Here is a 19801-nt window from a genome sequence, read left to right as displayed (position 1 = left end):
TTGAGCAGCAGTACGATCCGAACCGGGGCGGCCCGCGGGCCCGCCCTCCTGCTGCTCGCCCTCGGCCTGCTGCTCGCCCTCACCGCCTGCGGCCCGTCCGGCACCGCCGGCGGAGCGGCCGCGGCGAGCTCCTCCCGGGCCCCCGACGCGGTCGAACCGCTGCCCGTCGAACCCGTCCCGCAGCTCCCGGCCACCACCGCCTCCGTCGACGGCCGCCAGGTCACCGTCACCAGCGCCGAGCGGATCATCCCGCTCAACGGCAGCCTCTCCGAGCTGGTGTTCAGCCTCGGCCTCGGCCCCAAGGTGGTCGCCCGGGACGTCTCCACCACCTTCCAGCAGGCCGCCGCCCTGCCGGTGATCACCCAGGCCCACGACGTGTCCGCCGAGGGCGTGCTGTCGCTGCACCCCACCGTCGTCCTCGCCGACCGCTCCACCGGCCCGGCCGAGGCCATCGCGCAGATCCGCGCGGCCGGCGTCCCGCTGCTCGTCCTGGACGACGCCAAGCGGCTCGCCGACGTCGGCCCGCGCATCGACACCGTCGCCGCCGCCCTCGGAGTCCCGGACGCCGGACGGCAGTTGAAGGAGCGCACCGAACAGCGGATCGACGAGGCCAGGGCCGCCGCCCCGGCCGCCGCCCGCCGCCCCAAGGTCGCCTTCCTCTACCTGCGCGGCAGCGCCTCCGTCTACCTGCTCGGCGGGCCCGCCTCCGGTGCCGGCTCGCTGATCGAGGCGGTCGGCGGCCAGGACGCCGGCACCGCCGCCGGCCTCACCGGCGACTTCACCCCGCTCACCAGCGAGGCCCTGGTCAAGGCCGCGCCCGACGCCATCCTCGTGATGAGCAAGGGCCTGGACTCGGTCGGCGGCGTCGACGGCCTGCTCAAGCTGCCCGGCGTCGCCCAGACCCCGGCCGGCCTCGACCGCCGGATCGTCTCGATCGAGGACGGCCAACTGCTCAGCTACGGCCCGCGCACCCCCCAGGTGCTCCACGAGATCGCCGCCCAGCTCTACCCGGCGGACGCCAAGTGACCACCGCCGTACGGGCGAAGACCGCGCCCGCCGTCAGCAGGACCACCCTGATCACCGCCGGGCTCGCCGCCGCCCTGGTGCTCTGCGCCCTGCTCGCCGCCGGCATCGGCGCCTACCGCATCCCGCTCGGCGACATCCTGGCCTCCGCCGCCCACCGGCTCGGCCTCGGCGGGCACGCCCTGGACCGGGTGCCCGAATCGGTGCTGTGGAACGTCCGGCTCCCCCGGGTGGTGCTCGCCCTGCTGGTCGGCGGCTCGCTCGGCTGCGCCGGGGCGCTGATGCAGGGCGTGTTCGGCAACCCGCTGGCCGAGCCCGCCGTGATCGGCGTCTCCTCGGGCGGCGCGGTCGGCGCGGTGGCCTGCATCGTGCTCGGCCTGGACGCCCTCGGCAGCTGGACGATCACCGCCTTCGCCTTCGCCAGCGGCCTGCTGACCGTCTTCGCGGTGTACCTGATGGCCCGCTCCGGCGGCCGCACCGAGGTGGTCACGCTGATCCTCACCGGGGTCGCCGTGAACGCCTTCTGCGGCGCGCTGATCGGGATCTTCCTGTTCACCGCCGACTCCGCCGCGATCAGCCAGGTCACCTTCTGGCAACTCGGCTCGCTCTCCCAGGCCACCTGGGGCAAGGTGCTCGCCGTCCTGCCGTTCGCCGCCGTCGGCCTGGCCGTCGCCCCGCTGTACGCCCGCAAGCTGGACCTGCTGGCCCTCGGCGAACGCCCGGCCCGCCACCTCGGGGTGGACGTCGAGCGGATGCGGCTGGTGCTGATCACCGTCGTCGCGCTGCTCACCGCCGCGGCCGTCGCGGTCAGCGGCATCATCGGCTTCGTCGGGCTGGTCGTCCCGCACCTGCTGCGGATGCTGGCCGGGCCGGGCCACCGCTTCCTGCTGCCCGCCTCGGCGCTCGGCGGCGCGCTGGTCCTGGTGGCCGCCGACCTCGCCGCCCGCACCGTCGCCGAGCCGGCCGAGCTGCCGCTCGGGGTGCTCACCGCACTGATCGGCAGTCCGTTCTTCTTCTGGCTGCTGCGCCGGACCAGGACCAGGCAGGGAGGCTGGGCATGAGATTGCGAACCCCCCGGCAGGTGCCCGAACGGCCCCTGCCCGGAACCGAGTTGCTGACCGCCGAGACCGTCCGGCTGACCGTCGGCGGGCGCGCCCTGCTGGACGGCGCGTCGGTGCGGGTCGCCGCCGGAGAGGTGGTCGCGCTGCTCGGGCCGAACGGCGCCGGCAAGTCCACCCTGCTGTCCGTCCTGGCCGGCGACGTCCGGCCGGACGGCGGCGAGGTCCGGCTGCGCGGCCGCCCGCTGGCCGGCTACGGCGCCGCCGAGCTCGCCCTGCACCGCGCGTTGCTGCCGCAGTCCGCCGCGCTGTCCTTCCCGTTCCCCGCCGACGAGGTGGTCCGGATGGGCCGCGCCCCCTGGACCGGCACGGCGGCCGCCGCCGAGGACGAGGCCGTGGTCGCCGAGGCGATGGCCGCCACCGAGTCCGCCGCCTTCGCCGGACGCCCGTTCACCGCGCTGTCCGGCGGCGAGCGGGCCCGGGTGGCGCTGGCCCGGGTGCTGGCCCAGCGCGCGTCGCTGCTGCTCCTGGACGAGCCGACCGCCGCCCTCGACCTGCGCCACCAGGAGCTGGTGCTGCGGGTCGCCAGGGAGCGCGCCGCCGCCGGGGACGGCGTGGTCGTGGTGCTGCACGACCTGTCCCTGGCGGCGGCCTACGCGGACCGGGTGGTACTGCTGAACGCCGGGGCGACGGTCGCGGACGGGCCGGTCGCCGAGGTGCTGCGCGCCCCGCTGCTCAGCGAGGTGTACGGCCACCCGGTCGAGGTGCTGGCGCACCCGCGCACCGGGGTGCCGCTGGTGCTGCCCGAACGCTGACCGGGCACGGGGCCGGCGCGGCGGGGCTGCGGGCGGGCCGCGGAAGCGGGCTCAGTCCTCCAGCCGGAAGCCGAGCTTCAGCCCGACCTGGTAGTGCTTCACCCCGCCGTCCTCCAGGTGGCCCCGGACCTGCGTCACCTCGAACCAGTCGAGGTTGCGCAGCGTCCGGGAGGCCCGCTCCACCCCGTTGCGGATCGCGGCGTCGACGCTCTCGGTCGAGGATCCGACGATCTCGGTCACCCGGTACACGTGGTCAGTCATGGCGGACTCCCTCAGCTGTGCGACGGCCCCCGGTCCACCGTGCACCGCCGCCGCTCCGCCCGCACGCCGACGGCCGCCTCCGGCCTCCCCGCATCCCCTGGAAGGCCGCCGGCAGGCCCCGGGCAGGCCCCGGGGAGGCCGCCGGCACACCCCGGGGCGGCCGCGGGAGGCCGTGGAGGCCGCTAGAAGGCCGCCCTCACCTGCCCGACCGGGGCACCGCCGCCCAGCAGCGGGGCCGCCCCGATCCGCTCGACGGTCTCGTCCGCGCCGGTCACCCCGAGCCGGCGCAGCGCGGCCGCCAGCACCGGGCCGCGGGCCCGCTCGCCGCCGTCGTCGATCTTGAAGGCGAGCGCCCGCCCGTCCGGCAGCGCCACCACCTGGACGGCCTCGGCGCCCATCTTGGACAGCGCGCCGGGAACGGCCCGCATCAGCCAGGTGTCGGCCCGGCGGGTGCCGGCCACGTACTCAGGGTGGGCGCGCATCGCGTCGGCCACCCGGCGGGGCGCCGTGCCCTCGGCGGCCAGCACCAGGCCGCGGTAGCCGCGGGCCAGGCCGGTCAGCGTGACGGCCAGCAGCGGGGCGCCGCAGCCGTCCACCCCGGCGTGCGTGGCGGTCTCGCCGGTGCCCTCCTCCAGGGCCTCGCGGGCCAGCCGCTGGATCGGGTGCCCGGGGTCGAGGTAGCTCGCGGTGTCCCAGCCGTTGGCGACGCAGGCGGCCAGCCAGCCGGCGTGCTTGCCGGAGCAGTCCATCAGGACGGGGGCGCGGCGGCCGCCGGAGCCGAGCAGCAGTTCCGCCTCGGTCTCGTCGAGCGGGAGGTCGGCCGGGGTGCGCAGGGCGGACTCGTCGAGCCCGGCGGAGCTCAGGATGGTCCGGACACCGTCGAGGTGAAACGATTCCGCGGAGTGGCTGGAGGCGGCCAGCGCCAGCAGTTCGCCCTCGATCGCCAGCCCGGCCCGCAGCGTGGCCACCGCCTGGAACGGCTTGGCGGTCGACCGGGGGAAGACCGGCGCGTCGGGGTCGCCGAGCGCGAACTCCACCGAGCCGTCGGCGGCGAGCAGCACCAGGGAGCCGTGGTGGCGGCCTTCGGTGAAGCCCGAGCGTATGACCTCGGCGAGGACGACGGGCGGGGTGGCGGACTGGGACATGGCGGGAGCCTTCCGGGGGTGAGGGTGGACCGGGGGCGAGCCGGGCCCCGCCCGCCCGTGGTACCTCACCCGGTCAGAGCGGCCCCCCTGCGAGCAGGTCCTCGACCCGTGCTTCCCCATCACGGTACCTGCGGGTGATCTCCGCGCTGCAACCGTCGGCCGTCCGCAGCAGCCGCTGCCGCCGCCCGGACACCTCGCGCTCGTGCGCGCGCAGCCGCTCCAGCGCGGCCAGCAGCTCCTCCGCCGGGTGCGCGGCCAGGTCGGCGAGCTGGACGTCCCCCATCAGTTCGGCCGCCTCCAGCTGGGACTCGTGGCCGCGCGGCGGCCCGAGCGTGACGTGCCGGGCCGAGCGCCGCACGGTGGAGGGCGCGTCGGTCAGGATGGCCGGGAGGCGGTCCAGCAGGTCGCCGGGCGGCCCGCCCGCCCCGGGCGGCCCGGCCGCCCGGACCGGACCGCCGGGCCGGCGGTCGAGTTCGGCGCGCAGGATGTCCATCCGCCCGTGCAGCAGCCGCCGCAGGTAGGAGAGGTCGGCCTCCTGCTCCAGGGTCTCCCGGCGCAGGATCCGCAGCTGGTCCAGGCCCAGCCGCTCCAGATCGGGCTCTATCGCCGTGCCCAGGGCCCCGGCGCCCCCGGCGACCTCCGCCACGTGCCCGGACCGGTCCCACGCCGCGCTGCTCGCGTCCATCAACCAACCCACCTGCCGTCGTCCGATCCCGCCCGCTCGCGGCACTGCGTCCCTGCCGCCGGTCCGGCCCGTCCCCCGACGGGCTCACGCGTCCCGTCCGTTGGCACGCCCGGCCGCCCCCGAAGGTTCCGGTTCCCGGCCGGAACCACCCACCGGGGCGATGCCGCCAGAACGCCTGACCTACGGGCTCGACCGCCCGGCCGAGCCCGGCCCGGTGCGGCGGACCATATGGCGCGCCGGGCCCTCCGTACGGTCCAACAGCGTGCCACCCCGCCCGGCGCGGGCGCACCGCCCGTGCACCCGAACGGCCCCCTGGCGAACGGGGGTGGCTGATATGACCGGACCTTTCCGCAGGAAGAGCGGCGCCCGACCCCGCGCAGGCGCGCACCACCCAGCGTGCACCACCTGCACACGCGCCCCTCCCGCACGCCCCGGGTGCCGCCGGGCACGGCGCCGGGTGCCCGCCGGGCACGCCGGGCACGCCCCGGGCCTCCGGCACAATGGCGGCATGCGAGCAGTGGTGCAGCGAGTGACCGAGGCCAGGGTGACCGTGGCCGGAGAGACCGTCGGCGCGATCGAGGGGCCCGGGCTCTGCGTCCTGGTCGGCGTCACCCACGAGGACACCCCGGCCAAGGCCGCCCAGCTGGCCCGCAAGCTGTGGACGCTGCGGCTGCTGCCCGCCGACGACGAGGGCGTCGAGCAGTCCTGCTCCGACCTCGGGGCCCCGCTGCTGGTGATCAGCCAGTTCACCCTCTACGGCGACGCCCGCAAGGGCCGCCGCCCGACCTGGAACGCCGCCGCCCCCGGCCCGGTCGCCGAGCCCCTGGTGGACGAGGTGGTCGCCCGACTGCGCGCGCTCGGCGCCAAGGTGGAGACGGGCCGGTTCGGCGCCGACATGCAGGTGGCGCTGGTGAACGACGGCCCGTTCACCGTCCTCGTGGAGGTCTGACCGCAGCCGGGCGCACGGGCTACTGCGGGACGATCACGTCCTGGGTGCCCGGCACCGTCCCGGCCAGCAGTACCGCGTCCACCGGGACGTTCCGCTTGACGATCGCCAGCGCGATCGGCCCCAGCTCGTGGTGGCGGGCCGAGGAGGTGACGAAGCCGAGCGGGCGCCCGTCCGGCTCCGCGGCCAGCCGCACCTGCGTCCCGTGCGGGGGCAGCGTCTCCTCGGTGCCGTCCAGGTGCAGGAAGACCAGGCGGCGCGGCGGCCGGCCCAGGTTGTGCACCCGGGCGACGGTCTCCTGTCCGCGGTAGCAGCCCTTCTGCAGGTGGACGGCGGTGCGCAGCCAGTCCACCTCGTGCGGGATGGTCCGGTGGTCGGTCTCGAAGCCCAGCCGCGGCCGGTGGCCCTCGATCCGCAGCGCCTCGTACGCCCAGACCCCCGCCGCCGGGCCGTACCCGGCGGTCAGCTTCGCCAGCTCGGCGCGCGGCACGAACAGGTCGCGCCCGTACGGGAGTTCCCGCACCGCCGCGGCGCCCTCGACGGAGGCGGTGGAGCCCGCCGGCAGGTGCACCACGGCGTACTCGGCGGTCGCGTCGGCGACCTCCACCCGGTAGAAGAACTTCATGCTCTCCAGGTAGCCCAGCAGCGCCTCCTGGGTGCCCGGCTCGACGTGCGCCCAGGTGGTGGTGCCGTCGTCGACCAGGTAGAGCGCGTGCTCGACGTGCCCGTTCGGGGAGAGCACCAGCGCCTCGGTGGCCTCCTGCGGCGCCAGCGCGCTGACGTGCTGGGTGAGCAGCAGGTGCAGCCAGGCCAGGCGGTCCTGGCCGGTGACGGTGAGCACGCCGCGGTGCGAGAGGTCCACGAAGCCCGTGCCCTGCGCGAGGTTGCGTTGTTCGCGGAAGATGTCGCCGTAGTGGGCGGCGACGCCCTCGTCGGCGCCTTCGGCGGGGACGGCTCCGGGCAGGCTCAGCAGCGGGCTCTTCATACCGGCCAGCTTACGACCGGCCGTCCGCGAGCTTGGCGGTGCAGTCGGCGCAGCGGCCGAAGATGGCGAAGTGCTTGAGGTCGGTGTCGAAGCCGTGCTGTTCGCGCAGGCTGCGGATCAGCGGCTCGGCGATCTCGGTGCCGGTCTCGGAGACCTTGTCGCAGTCCCGGCAGACCAGGTGCAGGTGGTGGTGGCGGCCGGCCAGGTGGTAGGTCGGGGCGCCGTGGCCGAGGTGGGCGTGCGAGACCAGGCCGAGTTCCTCCAGCAGTTCCAGGGTCCGGTAGACGGTGGAGATGTTGACGCCGCTGGCGGTCTGCCGGACGTGGCAGAGGATCTCGTCGGGGGTGGCGTGGTCGAGGCGGTCGACGGCTTCGAGTACGAGCTGCCGCTGCGGGGTCAGCCGGTAGCCGCGTTCGCGCAGGTCGGCCTTCCAGTCGCCGGAGAGCTGCCAGTCGGTGGTGCCGGTGTCCGCCACGGTGCTGTCCCTGCCAAGGTCGGGGGTCCTGAGGCAAGTGTAGGGACCGGCCGGCGGCCGGTCCCTACCTCACGCGAAAGCCGTACCGCTCAGCGGAGCGCCGGGCTCACTTGAAGAACGCGATGCCGTCGTCCGGCAGGTCGTTGATGTCCTTGATCAGCTGGGCCGGGCTGAGCACCTTCTTCAGCTGGGCCGACATGTACGGGCGCAGCGGCACGTTCGGGGCGGCCTTCTCGCCGACCCAGAGCAGTTCCTCGTTGACGAAGCCGTACAGCCGCTTGCCGCCCGAGTACTCCGGCGAGCCCTCGATCCGGGCGACCGCGTCCGTGGAGACGTCGATCTGCGGCTTGCCGTCGGCCAGCTCGCCGTACCAGATCTCCACGGTGCCGTCGTCGCGGACGGACGAGATCTCGATCCCGCGGACGCCGCTGGTGCCGTCGTGGTTGCTGGTGATGCGCCAGAACGCGTGCTCGTTCTCCAGCGGGCGGACCTTCTCGCCCTCGTTGTCCAGCACCCAGGTGCGGGAGCGGAACTCCAGGAAGGGCCGGCCGTCGTGCCGGATCACGATCTCCTGGCCGAAGTTGCACTTCTCGGCGCCAGGGCCCTCTTCATCTGGCAACGGGGCATAGACGCCCGCGCCCTCCCAGGTGCCGAGGAGGAAGGCGAGCGGGACGACGTCCTTGTGGAGGTCGGAGGGGATCTCGATCATGTTCCTGGTCGCTGTCGTCGTCGGTGTGGGCTGCCTCAACCGTACGGCAGGATCAGCGCTGGCCCTGGTAGAGCTTCATCACCGAGAAGATGGCGAACCAGGTGATCAGCACGGCCATGAGGGCCAGCAGACCGTCGAAGAAGATTTCCAGACCGGACACGGGTGGCTCCCAGGCGGCGACAGTGTGGTGGATTTTGCTGCCGCTCACTCTATCCGCCGGTCATCGGCCGGTCGCGGTGAGCCCCACCACGTCATCGTTCGCGCCGATTCTCCTCCGCCGTCCAAGGTTTCCCCAAGGGATCCCGGGATGACGGCGAGCGGGGGCCGCGAGCCCTCTAAGGTGGCGCCATGTCGAAGAAACTCGTCATCAAGGTCACCGCCGGGGCCGATGCGCCGGAGCGGTGTTCGCAGGCGTTCACCGTCGCGGCGGTGGCCGTCGCCAGCGGGATCGAGGTCTCGCTCTGGCTGACCGGGGAGTCCTCCTGGTTCGCCCTGCCGGGGCGGGCGGCGGAGTTCGAACTGCCGCACGCGGCACCGCTTCCGGACCTGCTGGAGGCGATCCTCGCGAGCGGCTCGGTGACGCTGTGCACCCAGTGTGCGGCCCGCCGGGGGATCGTGCAGCAGGACACCGTCGAGGGCGTCCGGATCGCGGGCGCGCAGGTCTTCGTCAGCGAGATCATGGCGGACAACGTCCAGGCACTCGTCTACTGACGGCTACGGGTGCTCCTCGTGGTCGGGGCGGTCCCGGTCGTGGCCGGGCTCGTCCCACTTCGGGTCGTCCCAGCGCGGGTCGTTCCACCAGTCGTCGTCCGGGTCCCGCTTGTTGGCGAACACGGCGGCGGCCGGCGGGATCACCATCGCGACCACGCACATGCCGATGGCGGCGGGCACGGAGAAGAACCTCACCACGCCCCAGGCCAGCACGAACAGGCCCAGGCAGACGCCCATCAGGGCGAAGTAGTAATGCCGCCGCCGCCTTGTCTGCACGTCTCCACGGTACGACCGAGGGCCCTGCCGCGGCAGGGCCCTCGGTGCACTCAGCCCGTGAACCAGGCGGATCGGGTGGTTCGGGTGGTTCGGGTGGCTCAGGTGGAACGGGCGGATCGGGTACCGATCAGACCGCGATCGCGACCTCGACGGCGGTGCCCTGGGAGGCCACCACCTGACGGTCCACGGTCTGGCCCGGCACCAGCGCGCGCAGGGTCCACTTGCCCGGGCGGGCGAAGAACCGGAACTGGCCGGTCGCCGAGGTGGGCACCTCGGCCGTGAACTCGCCCCCCTCGTCGAGCAGCCGGACGTAGCCGTTGACCGGCTCACCGTCGCGGGTCACCGAACCCTGGATGATCGTCTCGTTCGCCACGTCAACTCCTGCCAGGTCCGGGCCGCCGGCCTTCGCACCGCACATGTCTTGTCTTCCCTTCTGACGACGGTCGAGCCGCGGGCTCAGTTGCTGCCGAGCTCGATCGGCACGCCGACGAGGCTGCCGTACTCGGTCCACGAACCGTCGTAGTTCTTGACGTTCTCCTGGCCGAGCAGCTCGTGCAGGACGAACCAGGTGAGCGCGGAGCGCTCGCCGATGCGGCAGTAGGCGATGGTGTCCTTCGCCAGGTCGATGCCCTCGGCCTCGTACAGCGCCTTGAGCTCGTCGTCGCTCTTGAAGGTGCCGTCGTCGTTGGCGTTCTTGGCCCACGGGATGTTGCGGGCGCTCGGCACGTGGCCGGGGCGCTGCGACTGCTCCTGCGGGAGGTGCGCCGGGGCGAGCAGCTTGCCGGAGAACTCGTCGGGCGAACGGACGTCGACCAGGTTGAGCTGGCCGATGGCCGCGAGCACGTCGTCGCGGAAGGCGCGGATCGAGGAATCGGCGGCCTGCGCCCGGTACTCGGTGGCCTCGCGGGCCGGCACCTCGGCGACCAGGTCGCGGGAGTCCAGCTCCCACTTCTTGCGGCCGCCGTCCAGCAGGCGGACGTCACCGTGGCCGTACAGCTTGAAGTACCAGTAGGCGTACGAAGCGAACCAGTTGTTGTTGCCGCCGTAGAGCACGACGGTGTCGTCGTTGGCGATGCCCTTGGCGCTGAGCAGCGCGTCGAAGCCGGCCTGGTCGATGAAGTCGCGGCGGACCGGGTCCTGGAGGTCCTGCTTCCAGTCGATCCGGACGGCGTTGCGGATGTGGTTCTTGTCGTACGCGGAGGTGTCCTCGTCGACCTCGACGATGACGACCTTCGGGTCGTCCAGGTGGGCCTGGACCCAGTCGGCGTCGACCAGGACGTCGCTGCGGCTCATGGTGGTGTTCTCCATCCGAGGGCGGTGTGCGGAAGGTTCTGCTCGGGAGGTGCTGCTGGGTGCCCGGGCGACTGCGGTCCGAATTCCTGTCCGAATACTGGGACGGGAGTGGCGGTCCGGGCCGACCGGCGGGGAGCTGCGGGGTGCGGCGGCGACGGCCGGCCGGGGTGGCCGGGCAAGGTCACCGGGAAAATCGGCGGCGGGCTTCAACTGCCCAGCCAAAACGCCGAGTTAGCGCATTCGACACAGACAGGCGGCCACGCGGCACAGGTCGACCGCCCGCCGCTTCGTGAGATCCGTCTGTCGCTTCATGTCGACGATGCTAGGGACACCGGAGGCCCGCTGTCATCAGCGTACCGAATGTCGAGACTGAATAGCCCGAATGCCGAGATTTGACCCTTTCATGGCCTGCGGGGCCGCCGTCCCGCCCGAGGCCGGCGGCCCCGGGCGGCCCACAACGGGCGGAAACGACACCGCTCCGCGAGACGCGCCGGACGGCGCGTCTCGCGGAGCGGAACGCAGGAGACGGAAGAAATGGAAGGAACGGAGGGAGGGAACGGAGGAACGGAGGGAGGGAACGGCACGGGAGCGGAAGTGACCGGTCGGTCAGCCCAGCAGGTTGACGCCCTTGCCCTCGAAGGTCAGCTGCAGGCCCTCCGGCAGCGGCGTCGCCCCGTCCTTGTCGGCCAGTTTCAGCCCGGCCGGGAGCGAGTCGAGGGTGAAGCTCATCGGCTTCAGCCGCTGGTCGGTGACCCCGGCGAACATCCCGGCCAGCGCGCTGAGCTGGAAGCCGTCCGCGGTGACGGTGCTCCCGCTGCTGTGCACCGAGCCCTCGCCGACCGCGACCGGCCCCAGCGCGGCCTTGATCTTGCCCGGCCCGCCGTACGACAGGGCCAGCCGGGTGTTGCCGCCCACCGGCAGCTTGCCCGCCCCCGACATCAGCTGGGAGGCCGGCGGCAGCAGCTGCGCGAGGTCCGCGTACGAGATCAGGCCGCTGCCGGTGCCGCTGTCCACCGTGGCGCTCCTCAGGCTGTCGCTCACCGTGACGCCGGACAGCCGGGCCTTGAAGGAGCGCAGCGCCACCTGCCGGCCGCCGTCACCGACGGTCAGGCCGTCGGAGGAGATCCGGACGTCGTCCAGCTTCATCGACAGCGCCTGGGTGAGGAACGGGAAGCCCTCGATCGAGATGTCCGGCCGCTGGCTCATCCGGCCGCTGCTCACCATCCGGTCGGCGGCCTGGTCCTCGGCCACCCCGACCGCGATCCGGTCGGCACCGACCAGGAGGCCGGAGAGCACCACCAGGCCGATCGTCGCCTTCAGCCATCCACGCATCGCACTCCCCGTCGTCGCCGGTCGCCGTCGTCGTTCGCTGTCCTCGTTCGGTGTTCCTCGCCCGGCGTTCCCTGCCCGGCGTTCCATCGCGGCCCCGGCCAAGGCCGTTCCGGCCCGACCGTACGACGTCCCGCCCCGGAGCATGGTTCCGGAGCGGGACTCGCCGTCGTCCGGCCGGGTGTCAGCCGGCCAGCAGGTCCGTGGCGATCCAGATCAGCGGCGAGGCCACCGCCAGCGGCAGCGCCACGCCCGCCGTCATGTGCACGAACCGGGACGGGAAGTCGTACGCCGCGACCCGTCGGCCGACCAGCGCACCCAGCCCCGCCAGCACCCCCAGCGCCGGCGGCGCGCCCACCAGCAGACCCAGCAGCACCGCCGCCGCCAGGCCCAGCACCGGGCCCAGCAGCTTCGGGCCGGGCAACGGCGCCGCCGCCAGCACGGTGGCCAGCGCGACCGCGCCCACCCCGGCCGGCACCCAGTCGGCCACCAGCAGCGAGGTGCACAGCGCCGTCACCACCGTGGCCGAGCCGAGCACCGTCAGCGCGTAGAACCGCTCCTTCGGGTCCGAGGGACGGAACGTCTGCAGCACCAGGACCAGCAGGAAGAACCCGCCCAGCGTGCCGACCACCGCCGCCACGCTGCCCTCGGAGTCCGCCAGCAGCACCGCCGCGTCCGCGGTCAGCCCGGCCAGCGCGGCGAGCGCGATGCCCTGGCGGGCCGGCCACATCCCGTTCAGCCGGAACCAGCCGGCCGCCGTCAGCACCTGGAGCAGCGCCACCACCAGTGCCAGCGCCACCTGCCCGAGCGCGGCGCCGCCGGCCAGCAGCGCGGCCACGCCGACGGTGATCAACGCCGGCTGAAGGCCCGGATCGATGATCGGCGAACCGGTCCGGCCGCGCGGGCCGGCGGGCGGCGCCACCGGCGCGGGCCGCGCCGGGACGGCCGCGTACGGCGGCGCGGCCGGGGCGCCCGCCGGGCCGCCTGGGGCGACCGGGCGCTTGAGCGTCATGGTCGGCGAGTCGAGGGCGGGCGCTCCCTGCTGCGGGGGCGCCGTCGGCGGGGCCGCCTGCCGCGGGACCGGCGCCGGAGCGGCGTGCCGGGCCTGCGGCGGCGCGGCATGCCGTCCCGCCGGCGGCGGCGGGGTGGGCGTCCAGGCCGGCGGGGCGCTCGGCATCGCGCCGGACACGACCACCGGCGGCAGCAGCGTCGTCGCGGCCGCGTCGTCCATCGGGGGCACGGGCGGCAGCAGCGTCGTCGCGGCCGCGTCGTCCATCGGCGGCACGGGCGGCAGCAGCGTGGTCGCCGTGGCGTCGTCCAGCGCGGGGACGGGCGGCAGCAGCGTGGTCGCCGCGTCATCCATCGGCGGCTGCCCGTACCCCGGGTAGCCGTACGGCGGCTGCTGCCCCGGCTGCGGCGCCTGGGCCTGCGGGTACGGCGGCTGCGGGTACGGGGGGTGGGGCTGCTGCTGCGGATGCCGGTAGGGCGGCTGGGGCGGCGGGGGTTGCTGCGGCCACTCGCCGTAGCCGCCCTGGTTCGCGTTGTTCATGTCCGTCACGCCGCTCAGCCTCCCGCGAACGGGGGCAGCACCTCGACCGTGCCGCCCTCGGTGAGGGGCACGGCCGTGTGGTCCCGGCCGCCGACCTGGGAGCCGTCGACCAGGTAGGAGCAGTGCCCGAGCAACTGGACGAGCTTCGGCCGGTCCGCGTGCCGCCGCCTGGCCTGTGCCAGCGCCTCCGCCAGGGTCACCGCCTCGTACGGCTCCTCGGCCAGCCCGGCCTCGGACTTCGCGGCCGCCCAGTAGCGGATCGTCCCGCGCACCCGGGCGCCGCTCGCGGGCTCCGTGGTCGCACCCATCGGGCCACCCCTTCTCGTCGTCCTCGCCCGGCCCCGGTGCCCCGGTCCGGCTCGCCACCGGGCCGCCCGACCACCCGAAAGATGGACTCGCACGGCGCCGCCGATGTGCGTCCCATGATGGCGTGTCCGCCGCCACGAGGGGCAATCGCCCTGGCCGAGGGGGCCCGGAGGACGGCTCGAAGCTGTGTCCAGGCTCACCCGGCGCGCGCCCGGATTGGGCGAACCGCCGGATTCGAGCCCTCCCGGCGCGGAGGGCCGTCGGCTATTCTCGACGTCCAAGAGGGATCCGGGCAGAGTCGCCCCCGGGTCCTTTTGTGCTTTCAGGACGCCAGTACGGACATTCTTGCGATTCGTCGGCCCACCCCCGGCGCGTCGCGGGAACCGCCCCGCCCCACGCGGCACGACGACGTGCCCCGGCCGGCCGGGGTGTCCACCCGGCACCCGGGCCGCCGCCCGGGACCGGAACAAACCGGAGGATTCGCGGGATGAACAGGGCAGAAACGGTGCGCCAGGGGTTGCGGGACCCTCGGCGCGTGCGCCGTCGCGTCCTGCGCACCGGCCGGTCCTCCGGCGCTCCTCGGGCGTCCGTCCTCCTCCCCCCGCCCTCAGCACGTGCGCCATCCGGCTGTGGCGGCAGCCGTAACGCGACCGCGACGACCCGGAAAGGGGACTACCGGGTATGAGTTCTCTCCTCCTCCTCACCAACGCTCTGCAACCCTCCGCGGAGGTGCTGCCGGCCCTCGGCCTGCTGCTGCACAACGTCCGGGTGGCCCCCGCCGAGGGATCCGCCCTGGTGGACACCCCCAGTGCGGACGTCATCCTGGTCGACGGCCGGCGCGACCTGCCGCAGATCCGCAGCCTCTGCCAGCTGCTGCGCTCCACCGGCATCGGCTGCCCGCTGATCCTGGTGGTGACCGAGGGCGGCCTCGCCGCCGTCACCGCCGAGTGGGGCATCGACGACGTCCTGCTGGACACCGCCGGCCCGGCCGAGGTCGAGGCCCGGCTGCGGCTCGCACTCGGCCGGCTCCACATCAGCACCGACGACAGCCCGATGGAGATCCGCAACGGCGACCTCTCGGTCGACGAGGCCACCTACTCCGCCAAGCTCAAGGGCCGGGCGCTCGACCTCACCTTCAAGGAGTTCGAGCTGATCAAGTACCTCGCCCAGCACCCCGGCCGGGTCTTCACCCGGGCCCAGCTGCTGCAGGAGGTCTGGGGCTACGACTACTTCGGCGGTACCCGGACGGTGGACGTGCACGTCCGACGGCTGCGCGCCAAGCTCGGCGTCGAGCACGAGCAGCTGATCGGCACCGTGCGCAACGTCGGCTACCGCTTCGTCGTCCCGGAGAAGCCGGAGAAGGGCGAGCGCCCGGAGCTCGCCCAGCGCCCCTCGGCGCCGCTGGAGGCTTGACCGGCGGCCGGGCGGGCCGACCCCGCCCGGCTTGTCCGGTTCGCTCCCCCGGTACCTGCCGAAAGCCCTGCCGGAAAGCCCCAGGTCCCACTGCCGACGCGCACGCCACACGCGTAGACTCCCCCCGTGGCCAAAGTGACGCGCGACGATGTAGCCCGGCTGGCTGGTACCTCGACCGCGGTCGTCAGCTACGTCATCAACAACGGGCCGCGCCCGGTCGCGCCCGCGACCCGGGAGAAGGTCCTCGCCGCGATCGAGCAGCTCGGCTACCGGCCGAACAGCGTCGCCCAGGCGATGGCCTCCCGCCGGACCAACCTGATCGGCATGGTCGTCCCGGACGCCCGCCAGCCCTTCTTCGCCGAGATGGCGCACGCCGTGGAACGGGCCGCCTCCGAGCGCGGCAAGCTCGTGCTGATCGGCAACTCCGACTACGTGGACGACCGCGAGGTGCACTACGTCCGGGCCTTCCTCGGCATGCGCGTCTCCGGCCTGATCCTGGTCAGCCAGGGCCCCTCGCAGCGCGCCGCCGAGGAGTTCGCCGCGATGGAGGGCGCCAAGGTCGTGCTGCTGCACCGCCGCCCCGAGGCGATCGACGACGTGGCGGTGGTCACCGACGACGTGGGCGGCGCCGAGGCCGTCGTCCGCCACCTGCTGGAGGTGCACGGGCACCCGTACGTGGCCTGCTTCGGCGGCCCTGTCGAGTCCCCCGCCCCCGGCGACCCGGTCATCGACCACGTCGAGGGCTGGCAGCGCGCCATGGACGCACACGGCCTGCCCACCGAGCCCCACCTGATCGACGCGCCGTTCCACCGCTACGGCGCGTACGAGGTCGCGCTCGGGGTACTGCGCTCGCCGGACCGGCCGCGGGCGATCTTCTGCTCCACCGACGACCAGGCGATCGGCGTCCTGCGGGCCGCCCGCGAGGTCGGCCTGAAGGTCCCGGAGGACCTCGCGGTGGCCGGCTTCGACGACGTCCCCGAGGCCGCGCTCGCCGACCCGCCGCTGACCACCGTCGCCTCCGACCGCGACGCGATGGCCCGGGCCGCCGTGGACCTGGTGCTCGACGACTCGCTGATGGTGCCCGGATCGGACACCGAGCGGGTCCGCAAGTTCCCGTCCCGCCTGGTGATCCGCCGCTCCTGCGGCTGTGACGGCGCCGCGGCGGTCCCGACCGGGGAAGCGGAGTAGCGAACTCCGCTCCACCCGCCGTCGCACACCGCCTGACCAGGCTTTATGAGAACCCAACGGGCTTCTCGGACCCTTCTGAGCCGGTTCTCATGCCATCCTCATCCACCAGGCGGACTTTGGTCTGCATGAGCGAACAGCAGCAGCACCACGACGAGCAGTACGGCCCGTACGAGCCCCGCGTGGTCGAGGGCACCGTCCTCGGCAGCAGCGCCGCCACGACCGCCTACGGGTACCGCGAGGACCACTCGGCCGGCGGCTTCGACTCCCCGCCCCCGCCCATGCCCCCCGAGCCGCCCACCGCCGGACGGCCCGGAGGCCACGGCGGCCACGGCAACCGCGCCCGGCGCGGCCTGCTGCGCGGGCGGCTCGCCCTGGTCACCGCCGTCGCCGCGGTCGCCGCCGTCATCGGCGGCGTCACCGGCGGGTTCGTCGCCGCCGAGCAGCACGGCTCCGCCACCCGCACCAGCACCGTCGCCAGCCCCGTCTCCGCCCGCTCCGACGGCGGCGCCGACGTGCCGGCCATCGCCGCCGCCGTCTCGCCGAGCGTCGTCCAGATCACCGTCAAGAACGGCAACGGCACCGCCACCGGCACCGGCGTCATCCTCGACACCAGCGGACGGATCCTCACCAACTACCACGTGATCGACACCGCCGCCGACGGCGGCCAGATCACCGTCACCTTCAAGGACGGCTCCACCGCCGCGGCTACCGTCACCGGCACCGACAAGTCCCTCGACGTCGCCGTGATCACCGCCGGCGGCGGCAAGAACCTCACCCCCGCCACCCTCGGCGACTCCTCCGGCGTGGCCGTCGGCGACCCCGTCGTCGCCATCGGCAACCCCGACGGCCTCACCGGCACCGTCACCTCCGGCATCATCAGCGCCGAGAACCGCGACGTCACCGTCCAGCTCGACGAGGGCACCACCAGCAGCAACGGCGGCTTCGGCTTCCCCAGCCTGCCCGGCCTGCCCAACCTGCCCGGAACGCGCGGCAACCTCCCGCAGCAGAACAGCGGCAGCACCACCACCTACAAGGCCTTCCAGACCGACGCCGCCCTCAACCCCGGCAACTCCGGCGGCCCGCTCATCAACGCCAACGGCCAGGTCATCGGCATCAACTCGGCGATGTACGCCCCCAGCGGCGCCAGCTCCACCGCCGGCGGCGGCGGCAGCAGCGCCGGCAGCGTCGGGCTCGGCTTCGCCATCCCGATCAACGACATCAAGCAGGTTCTGCCGAAACTGGAGGCCGGCCAGAACCTGTAAGACGGACAATTACCCCCGGTACTCCCAGCAGGCCCTCCACCCGACGAGAAAGGGCAGCAGCCCATGACCCCGTCCGCCGACGACCGCACCCCCGCCGAGGCCGGCCACCCCTCCGCCCGGCTCCTCGTGGTCGACGACGAACCCGCCCTCCGGGACGCCCTGGAGAGCAGCCTCGCCTTCGAGGGCTACGAGGTCGCCACCGCCACCGACGGCTACGAGGCCCTGGAATCCGTCGAACGCGACCGGCCCGACCTCGTCCTGCTGGACATCATGATGCCCCGGATGGACGGCCTCACCGCCGTCCGCCGGATGCGCTCCCGCGGCGACACCGTCCCCGTCCTGATGCTCACCGCCCGCGACGCCGTCGGCGACCGCGTCACCGGCCTGGACGTCGGCGCCGACGACTACCTCGCCAAGCCCTTCGAGCTCGACGAACTGCTCGCCCGCGTCCGCGCCCTGCTGCGCCGCAACGCCCTCGCCACCGAGGCCGCCGCCCGCGCCGCCGCCGAGGACGAGAGCGAGGTGCTGGCCTTCGGCGACCTGCGGATGAACACCGCCACCCGCGAGGTCACCCGCGCCGGCAAGCCCGTCGAACTCACCCGCACCGAGTTCATGCTGCTGGAGATGTTCCTCTCCCACCCCCGCCAGGTCCTCACCCGCGAACAGATCCTCAAGGCCGTCTGGGGCTTCGACTTCGAACCCTCCTCCAACTCCCTGGACGTCTACGTGATGTACCTGCGCCGCAAGACCGAGCAGGGCGGCATGCCCCGCCTCATCCAGACCGTACGCGGCGTCGGCTACGCCCTGCGCCCGGCCGCCGGCACCACCACGTGACCGAGCAGGGCGAGCGCACCGCGACCGGGGCCACCGTTCCGCCGCCGCCCCTGATCCCGCCCCGCACCCCCGGCCGCCGGCAGCGCCTCGTCCACTGGCTGCGATCCCGCTCCCTGCGCAGCCGCCTCACCATCCTGAGCGCGGCGGCGGTGGCGGTGGCCATCGCGCTGTCCGCGCTGGCGTGCTGGTTCATCGTGGAGAAGCAGCTCTACAACCAGGTCCGCACCGACCTGCTCAGCGCCGAACCGGAACCGCTGCGCGGCGCGAACTACCCCTGTGGCGACACCCCGCAGGACGCCCTGGCCAAGTCCCTGGCCACCCCCCGCACCAGCCGGCCGCCGACCGACATGGGCAGCCCCCCGCTGCGGGACACCCAGAACGTCTCCTCCGACCTGTCCCTCGTCTGCCTGCCGATCGGCGCGAAGCGGGCCATCGTCATCGAACCCGGTGACGCCAAGGTCCTCGGCCTGAAGAAGGGCCAGTCGGTCGTCCGGGACGGCCAGTACACCAACGGTGAGCCCGCGATGGTCCGGCTGGCCTGGTACCCGAACATCAACCCCGGCTACCCGCCGGTCCTGGTCATGGTCGCCGCGCCGACCAAGCCCGTCGAGGACTCCCTCCAGGGCCTGGCCATCCTGCTCGGCTCCGTCTCCGTCGGCGGCATCCTGCTCGCCGCCGTGGCTGGCCGACTGGTCGCCCGGTCCGCCCTGAAGCCGGTCGACCAACTCACCGACGCCGTCGAGCACATCGCCAGGACCGAGGAGGTCGGCACCACCATCCCGGTCCAGGGCCACGACGAGATCGCCCGGCTCTCCACCTCCTTCAACTCGATGAGCACCGCCCTCGCCAACTCCCGCGAGCGGCAGACCCGTCTGATCGCCGACGCCGGGCACGAGCTGCGCACCCCGCTCACCTCGCTGCGCACCAACGTCGACCTGCTGATCCGCAGCAACGACACGGGCCGCCCGCTGCCCGCCGCGACCAAGACCAAGCTGCTGGGCAACATGAAGGCGCAGATGCAGGAGCTCACCGTCCTGATCGGGGACCTGCTCCAGCTGTCCCGCCCGGACTCCCCCAAGCCGGTCCACAACCCCACCGTGGTGGCCCTGCACGAGATCGCCGGACGGGCGGTCGAGCGGGCGAAACTGCGCGGCCCGGGGCTGGTCTTCGAGACCGCGACCGACCCCTGGTTCGTGCACGGCGACGCCCCCGGGCTCGAACGCGCGGTGATCAACCTGCTGGACAACGCGGTCAAGTACAGCCCGCCCGGCGGCACCATCGAAGTCCGGCTCCAGCAGGGCGTGTTGACCGTCCGCGACCACGGCCCCGGCATTCCGCCGGAGGAACTGCAGTACGTGTTCGACCGGTTCTGGCGTTCGCCGTCCTCGCGGCAGCTGCCCGGCTCCGGCCTGGGCCTGTCGATCGTCGCGCAGAGCGTCCGGGAGGCGGGCGGCGAGGTGTCGCTGGGCCCGGCCGGGGACGGCGGACCGGGCGCGCTGGCGACCGTCCGGCTGCCCGGCGGCCCCACTCCCGAATAG

The 19801-nt window shown here is 73.8% G+C and carries 23 protein-coding genes; 10 read left to right on the top strand and 13 right to left on the bottom strand.

Annotated features, from left to right (window positions below; translation table 11 throughout):
* Positions 1-66 precede the first annotated feature (66 nt).
* From AB0O19_RS33770 to AB0O19_RS33760, 3 genes are read left to right on the top strand one after another with little or no spacing between them, the layout of a single operon-like run.
* The gene (locus tag AB0O19_RS33770; RefSeq protein WP_363625042.1) at positions 67-1026 is read left to right on the top strand and encodes an ABC transporter substrate-binding protein; all 960 of its coding nucleotides are present in this window, start codon (positions 67-69) and stop codon (positions 1024-1026) included.
* Positions 1023-2084, top strand: coding sequence for an iron ABC transporter permease (locus AB0O19_RS33765; RefSeq protein ID WP_363625016.1), 1062 nt, complete (start codon positions 1023-1025; stop codon positions 2082-2084). The genes AB0O19_RS33770 and AB0O19_RS33765 overlap by 4 nt, the downstream gene beginning before the upstream one ends.
* Positions 2081-2896: a heme ABC transporter ATP-binding protein gene (locus AB0O19_RS33760; protein ID WP_363625015.1), complete on the top strand. Its 816-nt coding sequence runs from the start codon at positions 2081-2083 to the stop codon at positions 2894-2896. The genes AB0O19_RS33765 and AB0O19_RS33760 overlap by 4 nt, the downstream gene beginning before the upstream one ends.
* 51 nt (positions 2897-2947) lie before the next feature.
* On the opposite strand, the gene AB0O19_RS33755 is transcribed toward AB0O19_RS33760, so the two are convergent.
* The 3 genes from AB0O19_RS33755 to AB0O19_RS33745 all read right to left on the bottom strand — a co-directional run bounded on the left by AB0O19_RS33755 (position 2948) and on the right by AB0O19_RS33745 (position 4987).
* On the bottom strand, positions 2948-3157 hold the full coding sequence (locus tag AB0O19_RS33755; protein WP_063348261.1) for a dodecin: 210 nt from the start codon (positions 3155-3157) through the stop codon (positions 2948-2950).
* 182 nt (positions 3158-3339) lie between these two features.
* A complete protein-coding gene (locus AB0O19_RS33750; RefSeq protein WP_363586565.1) occupies positions 3340-4302 on the bottom strand; it encodes an asparaginase in 963 nt (320 codons plus the stop codon).
* Positions 4303-4375: 73 nt separating this feature from the next.
* Positions 4376-4987 carry an ABC transporter substrate-binding protein gene (locus AB0O19_RS33745; RefSeq protein ID WP_363625013.1) on the bottom strand — a complete coding sequence of 204 codons (612 nt, stop codon included), beginning with the start codon at positions 4985-4987 and terminating at the stop codon, positions 4376-4378.
* Positions 4988-5495: 508 nt separating this feature from the next.
* Between AB0O19_RS33745 and dtd the strand changes: the two genes are divergently transcribed.
* A complete protein-coding gene (dtd, locus tag AB0O19_RS33740) occupies positions 5496-5936 on the top strand; it encodes a D-aminoacyl-tRNA deacylase (RefSeq protein WP_363586563.1) in 441 nt (146 codons plus the stop codon).
* Between the two features lie 19 nt (positions 5937-5955).
* Here the strand turns inward: dtd and AB0O19_RS33735 are convergent, their stop codons facing one another.
* From AB0O19_RS33735 to AB0O19_RS33725, 3 genes are all read right to left on the bottom strand, one after another.
* Positions 5956-6918, bottom strand: coding sequence for a glycine cleavage T C-terminal barrel domain-containing protein (locus AB0O19_RS33735; protein WP_363625011.1), 963 nt, complete (start codon positions 6916-6918; stop codon positions 5956-5958).
* A gap of 10 nt (positions 6919-6928) precedes the next feature.
* A complete protein-coding gene (locus AB0O19_RS33730) occupies positions 6929-7393 on the bottom strand; it encodes a transcriptional repressor (RefSeq protein WP_363586561.1) in 465 nt (154 codons plus the stop codon).
* A 106-nt stretch (positions 7394-7499) separates the two neighbouring features.
* Complete coding sequence (locus AB0O19_RS33725; RefSeq protein ID WP_063348266.1) at positions 7500-8102, bottom strand: FABP family protein; 603 nt, start codon at positions 8100-8102, stop codon at positions 7500-7502.
* Between the two features lie 348 nt (positions 8103-8450).
* On the opposite strand from AB0O19_RS33725, the gene AB0O19_RS33720 reads away from it, so the two are divergent.
* Positions 8451-8813: a DsrE family protein gene (locus tag AB0O19_RS33720; protein ID WP_063348267.1), complete on the top strand. Its 363-nt coding sequence runs from the start codon at positions 8451-8453 to the stop codon at positions 8811-8813.
* Between the two features lie 3 nt (positions 8814-8816).
* Here AB0O19_RS33720 and AB0O19_RS33715 read toward each other — a convergent pair whose 3' ends face one another.
* From AB0O19_RS33715 to AB0O19_RS33685, 7 genes are all read right to left on the bottom strand, one after another.
* On the bottom strand, positions 8817-9089 hold the full coding sequence (locus AB0O19_RS33715) for a DUF3099 domain-containing protein (RefSeq protein ID WP_350885170.1): 273 nt from the start codon (positions 9087-9089) through the stop codon (positions 8817-8819).
* A 127-nt stretch (positions 9090-9216) separates the two neighbouring features.
* The gene (locus tag AB0O19_RS33710; RefSeq protein WP_030059605.1) at positions 9217-9507 is read right to left on the bottom strand and encodes a DUF1416 domain-containing protein; all 291 of its coding nucleotides are present in this window, start codon (positions 9505-9507) and stop codon (positions 9217-9219) included.
* A gap of 38 nt (positions 9508-9545) precedes the next feature.
* On the bottom strand, positions 9546-10382 hold the full coding sequence (locus tag AB0O19_RS33705) for a sulfurtransferase (RefSeq protein ID WP_063351213.1): 837 nt from the start codon (positions 10380-10382) through the stop codon (positions 9546-9548).
* Positions 10383-10613: 231 nt separating this feature from the next.
* Complete coding sequence (locus AB0O19_RS33700) at positions 10614-10694, bottom strand: Ms5788A family Cys-rich leader peptide (protein ID WP_350517234.1); 81 nt, start codon at positions 10692-10694, stop codon at positions 10614-10616.
* A gap of 294 nt (positions 10695-10988) precedes the next feature.
* The gene (locus tag AB0O19_RS33695) at positions 10989-11714 is read right to left on the bottom strand and encodes a DUF2993 domain-containing protein (protein WP_363586559.1); all 726 of its coding nucleotides are present in this window, start codon (positions 11712-11714) and stop codon (positions 10989-10991) included.
* 181 nt (positions 11715-11895) lie between these two features.
* Positions 11896-13269, bottom strand: a complete 1374-nt coding sequence (locus tag AB0O19_RS33690; protein ID WP_363625009.1) for a hypothetical protein — start codon at positions 13267-13269, stop codon at positions 11896-11898.
* A gap of 5 nt (positions 13270-13274) precedes the next feature.
* Positions 13275-13568 (bottom strand): MoaD/ThiS family protein, encoded by a 294-nt coding sequence (locus AB0O19_RS33685; protein ID WP_363586557.1) that lies wholly within the window; start codon positions 13566-13568, stop codon positions 13275-13277.
* Between the two features lie 679 nt (positions 13569-14247).
* Between AB0O19_RS33685 and AB0O19_RS33680 the strand changes: the two genes are divergently transcribed.
* From AB0O19_RS33680 to AB0O19_RS33660, 5 genes are all read left to right on the top strand, one after another.
* Complete coding sequence (locus AB0O19_RS33680; protein WP_350885162.1) at positions 14248-14979, top strand: response regulator transcription factor; 732 nt, start codon at positions 14248-14250, stop codon at positions 14977-14979.
* 126 nt (positions 14980-15105) lie between these two features.
* On the top strand, positions 15106-16167 hold the full coding sequence (locus tag AB0O19_RS33675) for a LacI family DNA-binding transcriptional regulator (protein ID WP_363625007.1): 1062 nt from the start codon (positions 15106-15108) through the stop codon (positions 16165-16167).
* 125 nt (positions 16168-16292) lie between these two features.
* Positions 16293-17429, top strand: a complete 1137-nt coding sequence (locus AB0O19_RS33670; protein ID WP_363625005.1) for a trypsin-like peptidase domain-containing protein — start codon at positions 16293-16295, stop codon at positions 17427-17429.
* Positions 17430-17492: 63 nt separating this feature from the next.
* A complete protein-coding gene (locus AB0O19_RS33665) occupies positions 17493-18263 on the top strand; it encodes a response regulator transcription factor (RefSeq protein WP_363625003.1) in 771 nt (256 codons plus the stop codon).
* Complete coding sequence (locus AB0O19_RS33660; RefSeq protein ID WP_363625001.1) at positions 18260-19801, top strand: HAMP domain-containing sensor histidine kinase; 1542 nt, start codon at positions 18260-18262, stop codon at positions 19799-19801. Before AB0O19_RS33665 ends, AB0O19_RS33660 begins: the two co-directional genes overlap by 4 nt.

The organism is Kitasatospora sp. NPDC091276, assembly GCF_040684355.1.
In the GTDB taxonomy this organism is placed as follows: Bacteria; Actinomycetota; Actinomycetes; order Streptomycetales; family Streptomycetaceae; genus Kitasatospora.
This window is presented reverse-complemented; position numbering and strand designations above follow the sequence as displayed.

What these genes read in the sequence shown, in the direction of transcription:
- AB0O19_RS33725 (WP_063348266.1), bottom strand. Translation starts at nt 8,102, where the DNA reads ATGATCGAGATCCCCTCCGACCTCCACAAGGACGTCGTCCCGCTCGCC.
- AB0O19_RS33695 (WP_363586559.1), bottom strand. Translation starts at nt 11,714, where the DNA reads ATGCGTGGATGGCTGAAGGCGACGATCGGCCTGGTGGTGCTCTCCGGC.
- AB0O19_RS33670 (WP_363625005.1), top strand. Translation starts at nt 16,293, where the DNA reads ATGAGCGAACAGCAGCAGCACCACGACGAGCAGTACGGCCCGTACGAG.
- AB0O19_RS33680 (WP_350885162.1), top strand. Translation starts at nt 14,248, where the DNA reads ATGAGTTCTCTCCTCCTCCTCACCAACGCTCTGCAACCCTCCGCGGAG.
- dtd (WP_363586563.1), top strand. Translation starts at nt 5,496, where the DNA reads ATGCGAGCAGTGGTGCAGCGAGTGACCGAGGCCAGGGTGACCGTGGCC.
- AB0O19_RS33745 (WP_363625013.1), bottom strand. Translation starts at nt 4,987, where the DNA reads ATGGACGCGAGCAGCGCGGCGTGGGACCGGTCCGGGCACGTGGCGGAG.
- AB0O19_RS33755 (WP_063348261.1), bottom strand. Translation starts at nt 3,157, where the DNA reads ATGACTGACCACGTGTACCGGGTGACCGAGATCGTCGGATCCTCGACC.
- AB0O19_RS33720 (WP_063348267.1), top strand. Translation starts at nt 8,451, where the DNA reads ATGTCGAAGAAACTCGTCATCAAGGTCACCGCCGGGGCCGATGCGCCG.
- AB0O19_RS33705 (WP_063351213.1), bottom strand. Translation starts at nt 10,382, where the DNA reads ATGAGCCGCAGCGACGTCCTGGTCGACGCCGACTGGGTCCAGGCCCAC.
- AB0O19_RS33665 (WP_363625003.1), top strand. Translation starts at nt 17,493, where the DNA reads ATGACCCCGTCCGCCGACGACCGCACCCCCGCCGAGGCCGGCCACCCC.
- AB0O19_RS33710 (WP_030059605.1), bottom strand. Translation starts at nt 9,507, where the DNA reads ATGTGCGGTGCGAAGGCCGGCGGCCCGGACCTGGCAGGAGTTGACGTG.
- AB0O19_RS33760 (WP_363625015.1), top strand. Translation starts at nt 2,081, where the DNA reads ATGAGATTGCGAACCCCCCGGCAGGTGCCCGAACGGCCCCTGCCCGGA.
- AB0O19_RS33750 (WP_363586565.1), bottom strand. Translation starts at nt 4,302, where the DNA reads ATGTCCCAGTCCGCCACCCCGCCCGTCGTCCTCGCCGAGGTCATACGC.
- AB0O19_RS33700 (WP_350517234.1), bottom strand. Translation starts at nt 10,694, where the DNA reads ATGAAGCGACAGACGGATCTCACGAAGCGGCGGGCGGTCGACCTGTGC.
- AB0O19_RS33735 (WP_363625011.1), bottom strand. Translation starts at nt 6,918, where the DNA reads ATGAAGAGCCCGCTGCTGAGCCTGCCCGGAGCCGTCCCCGCCGAAGGC.
- AB0O19_RS33685 (WP_363586557.1), bottom strand. Translation starts at nt 13,568, where the DNA reads ATGGGTGCGACCACGGAGCCCGCGAGCGGCGCCCGGGTGCGCGGGACG.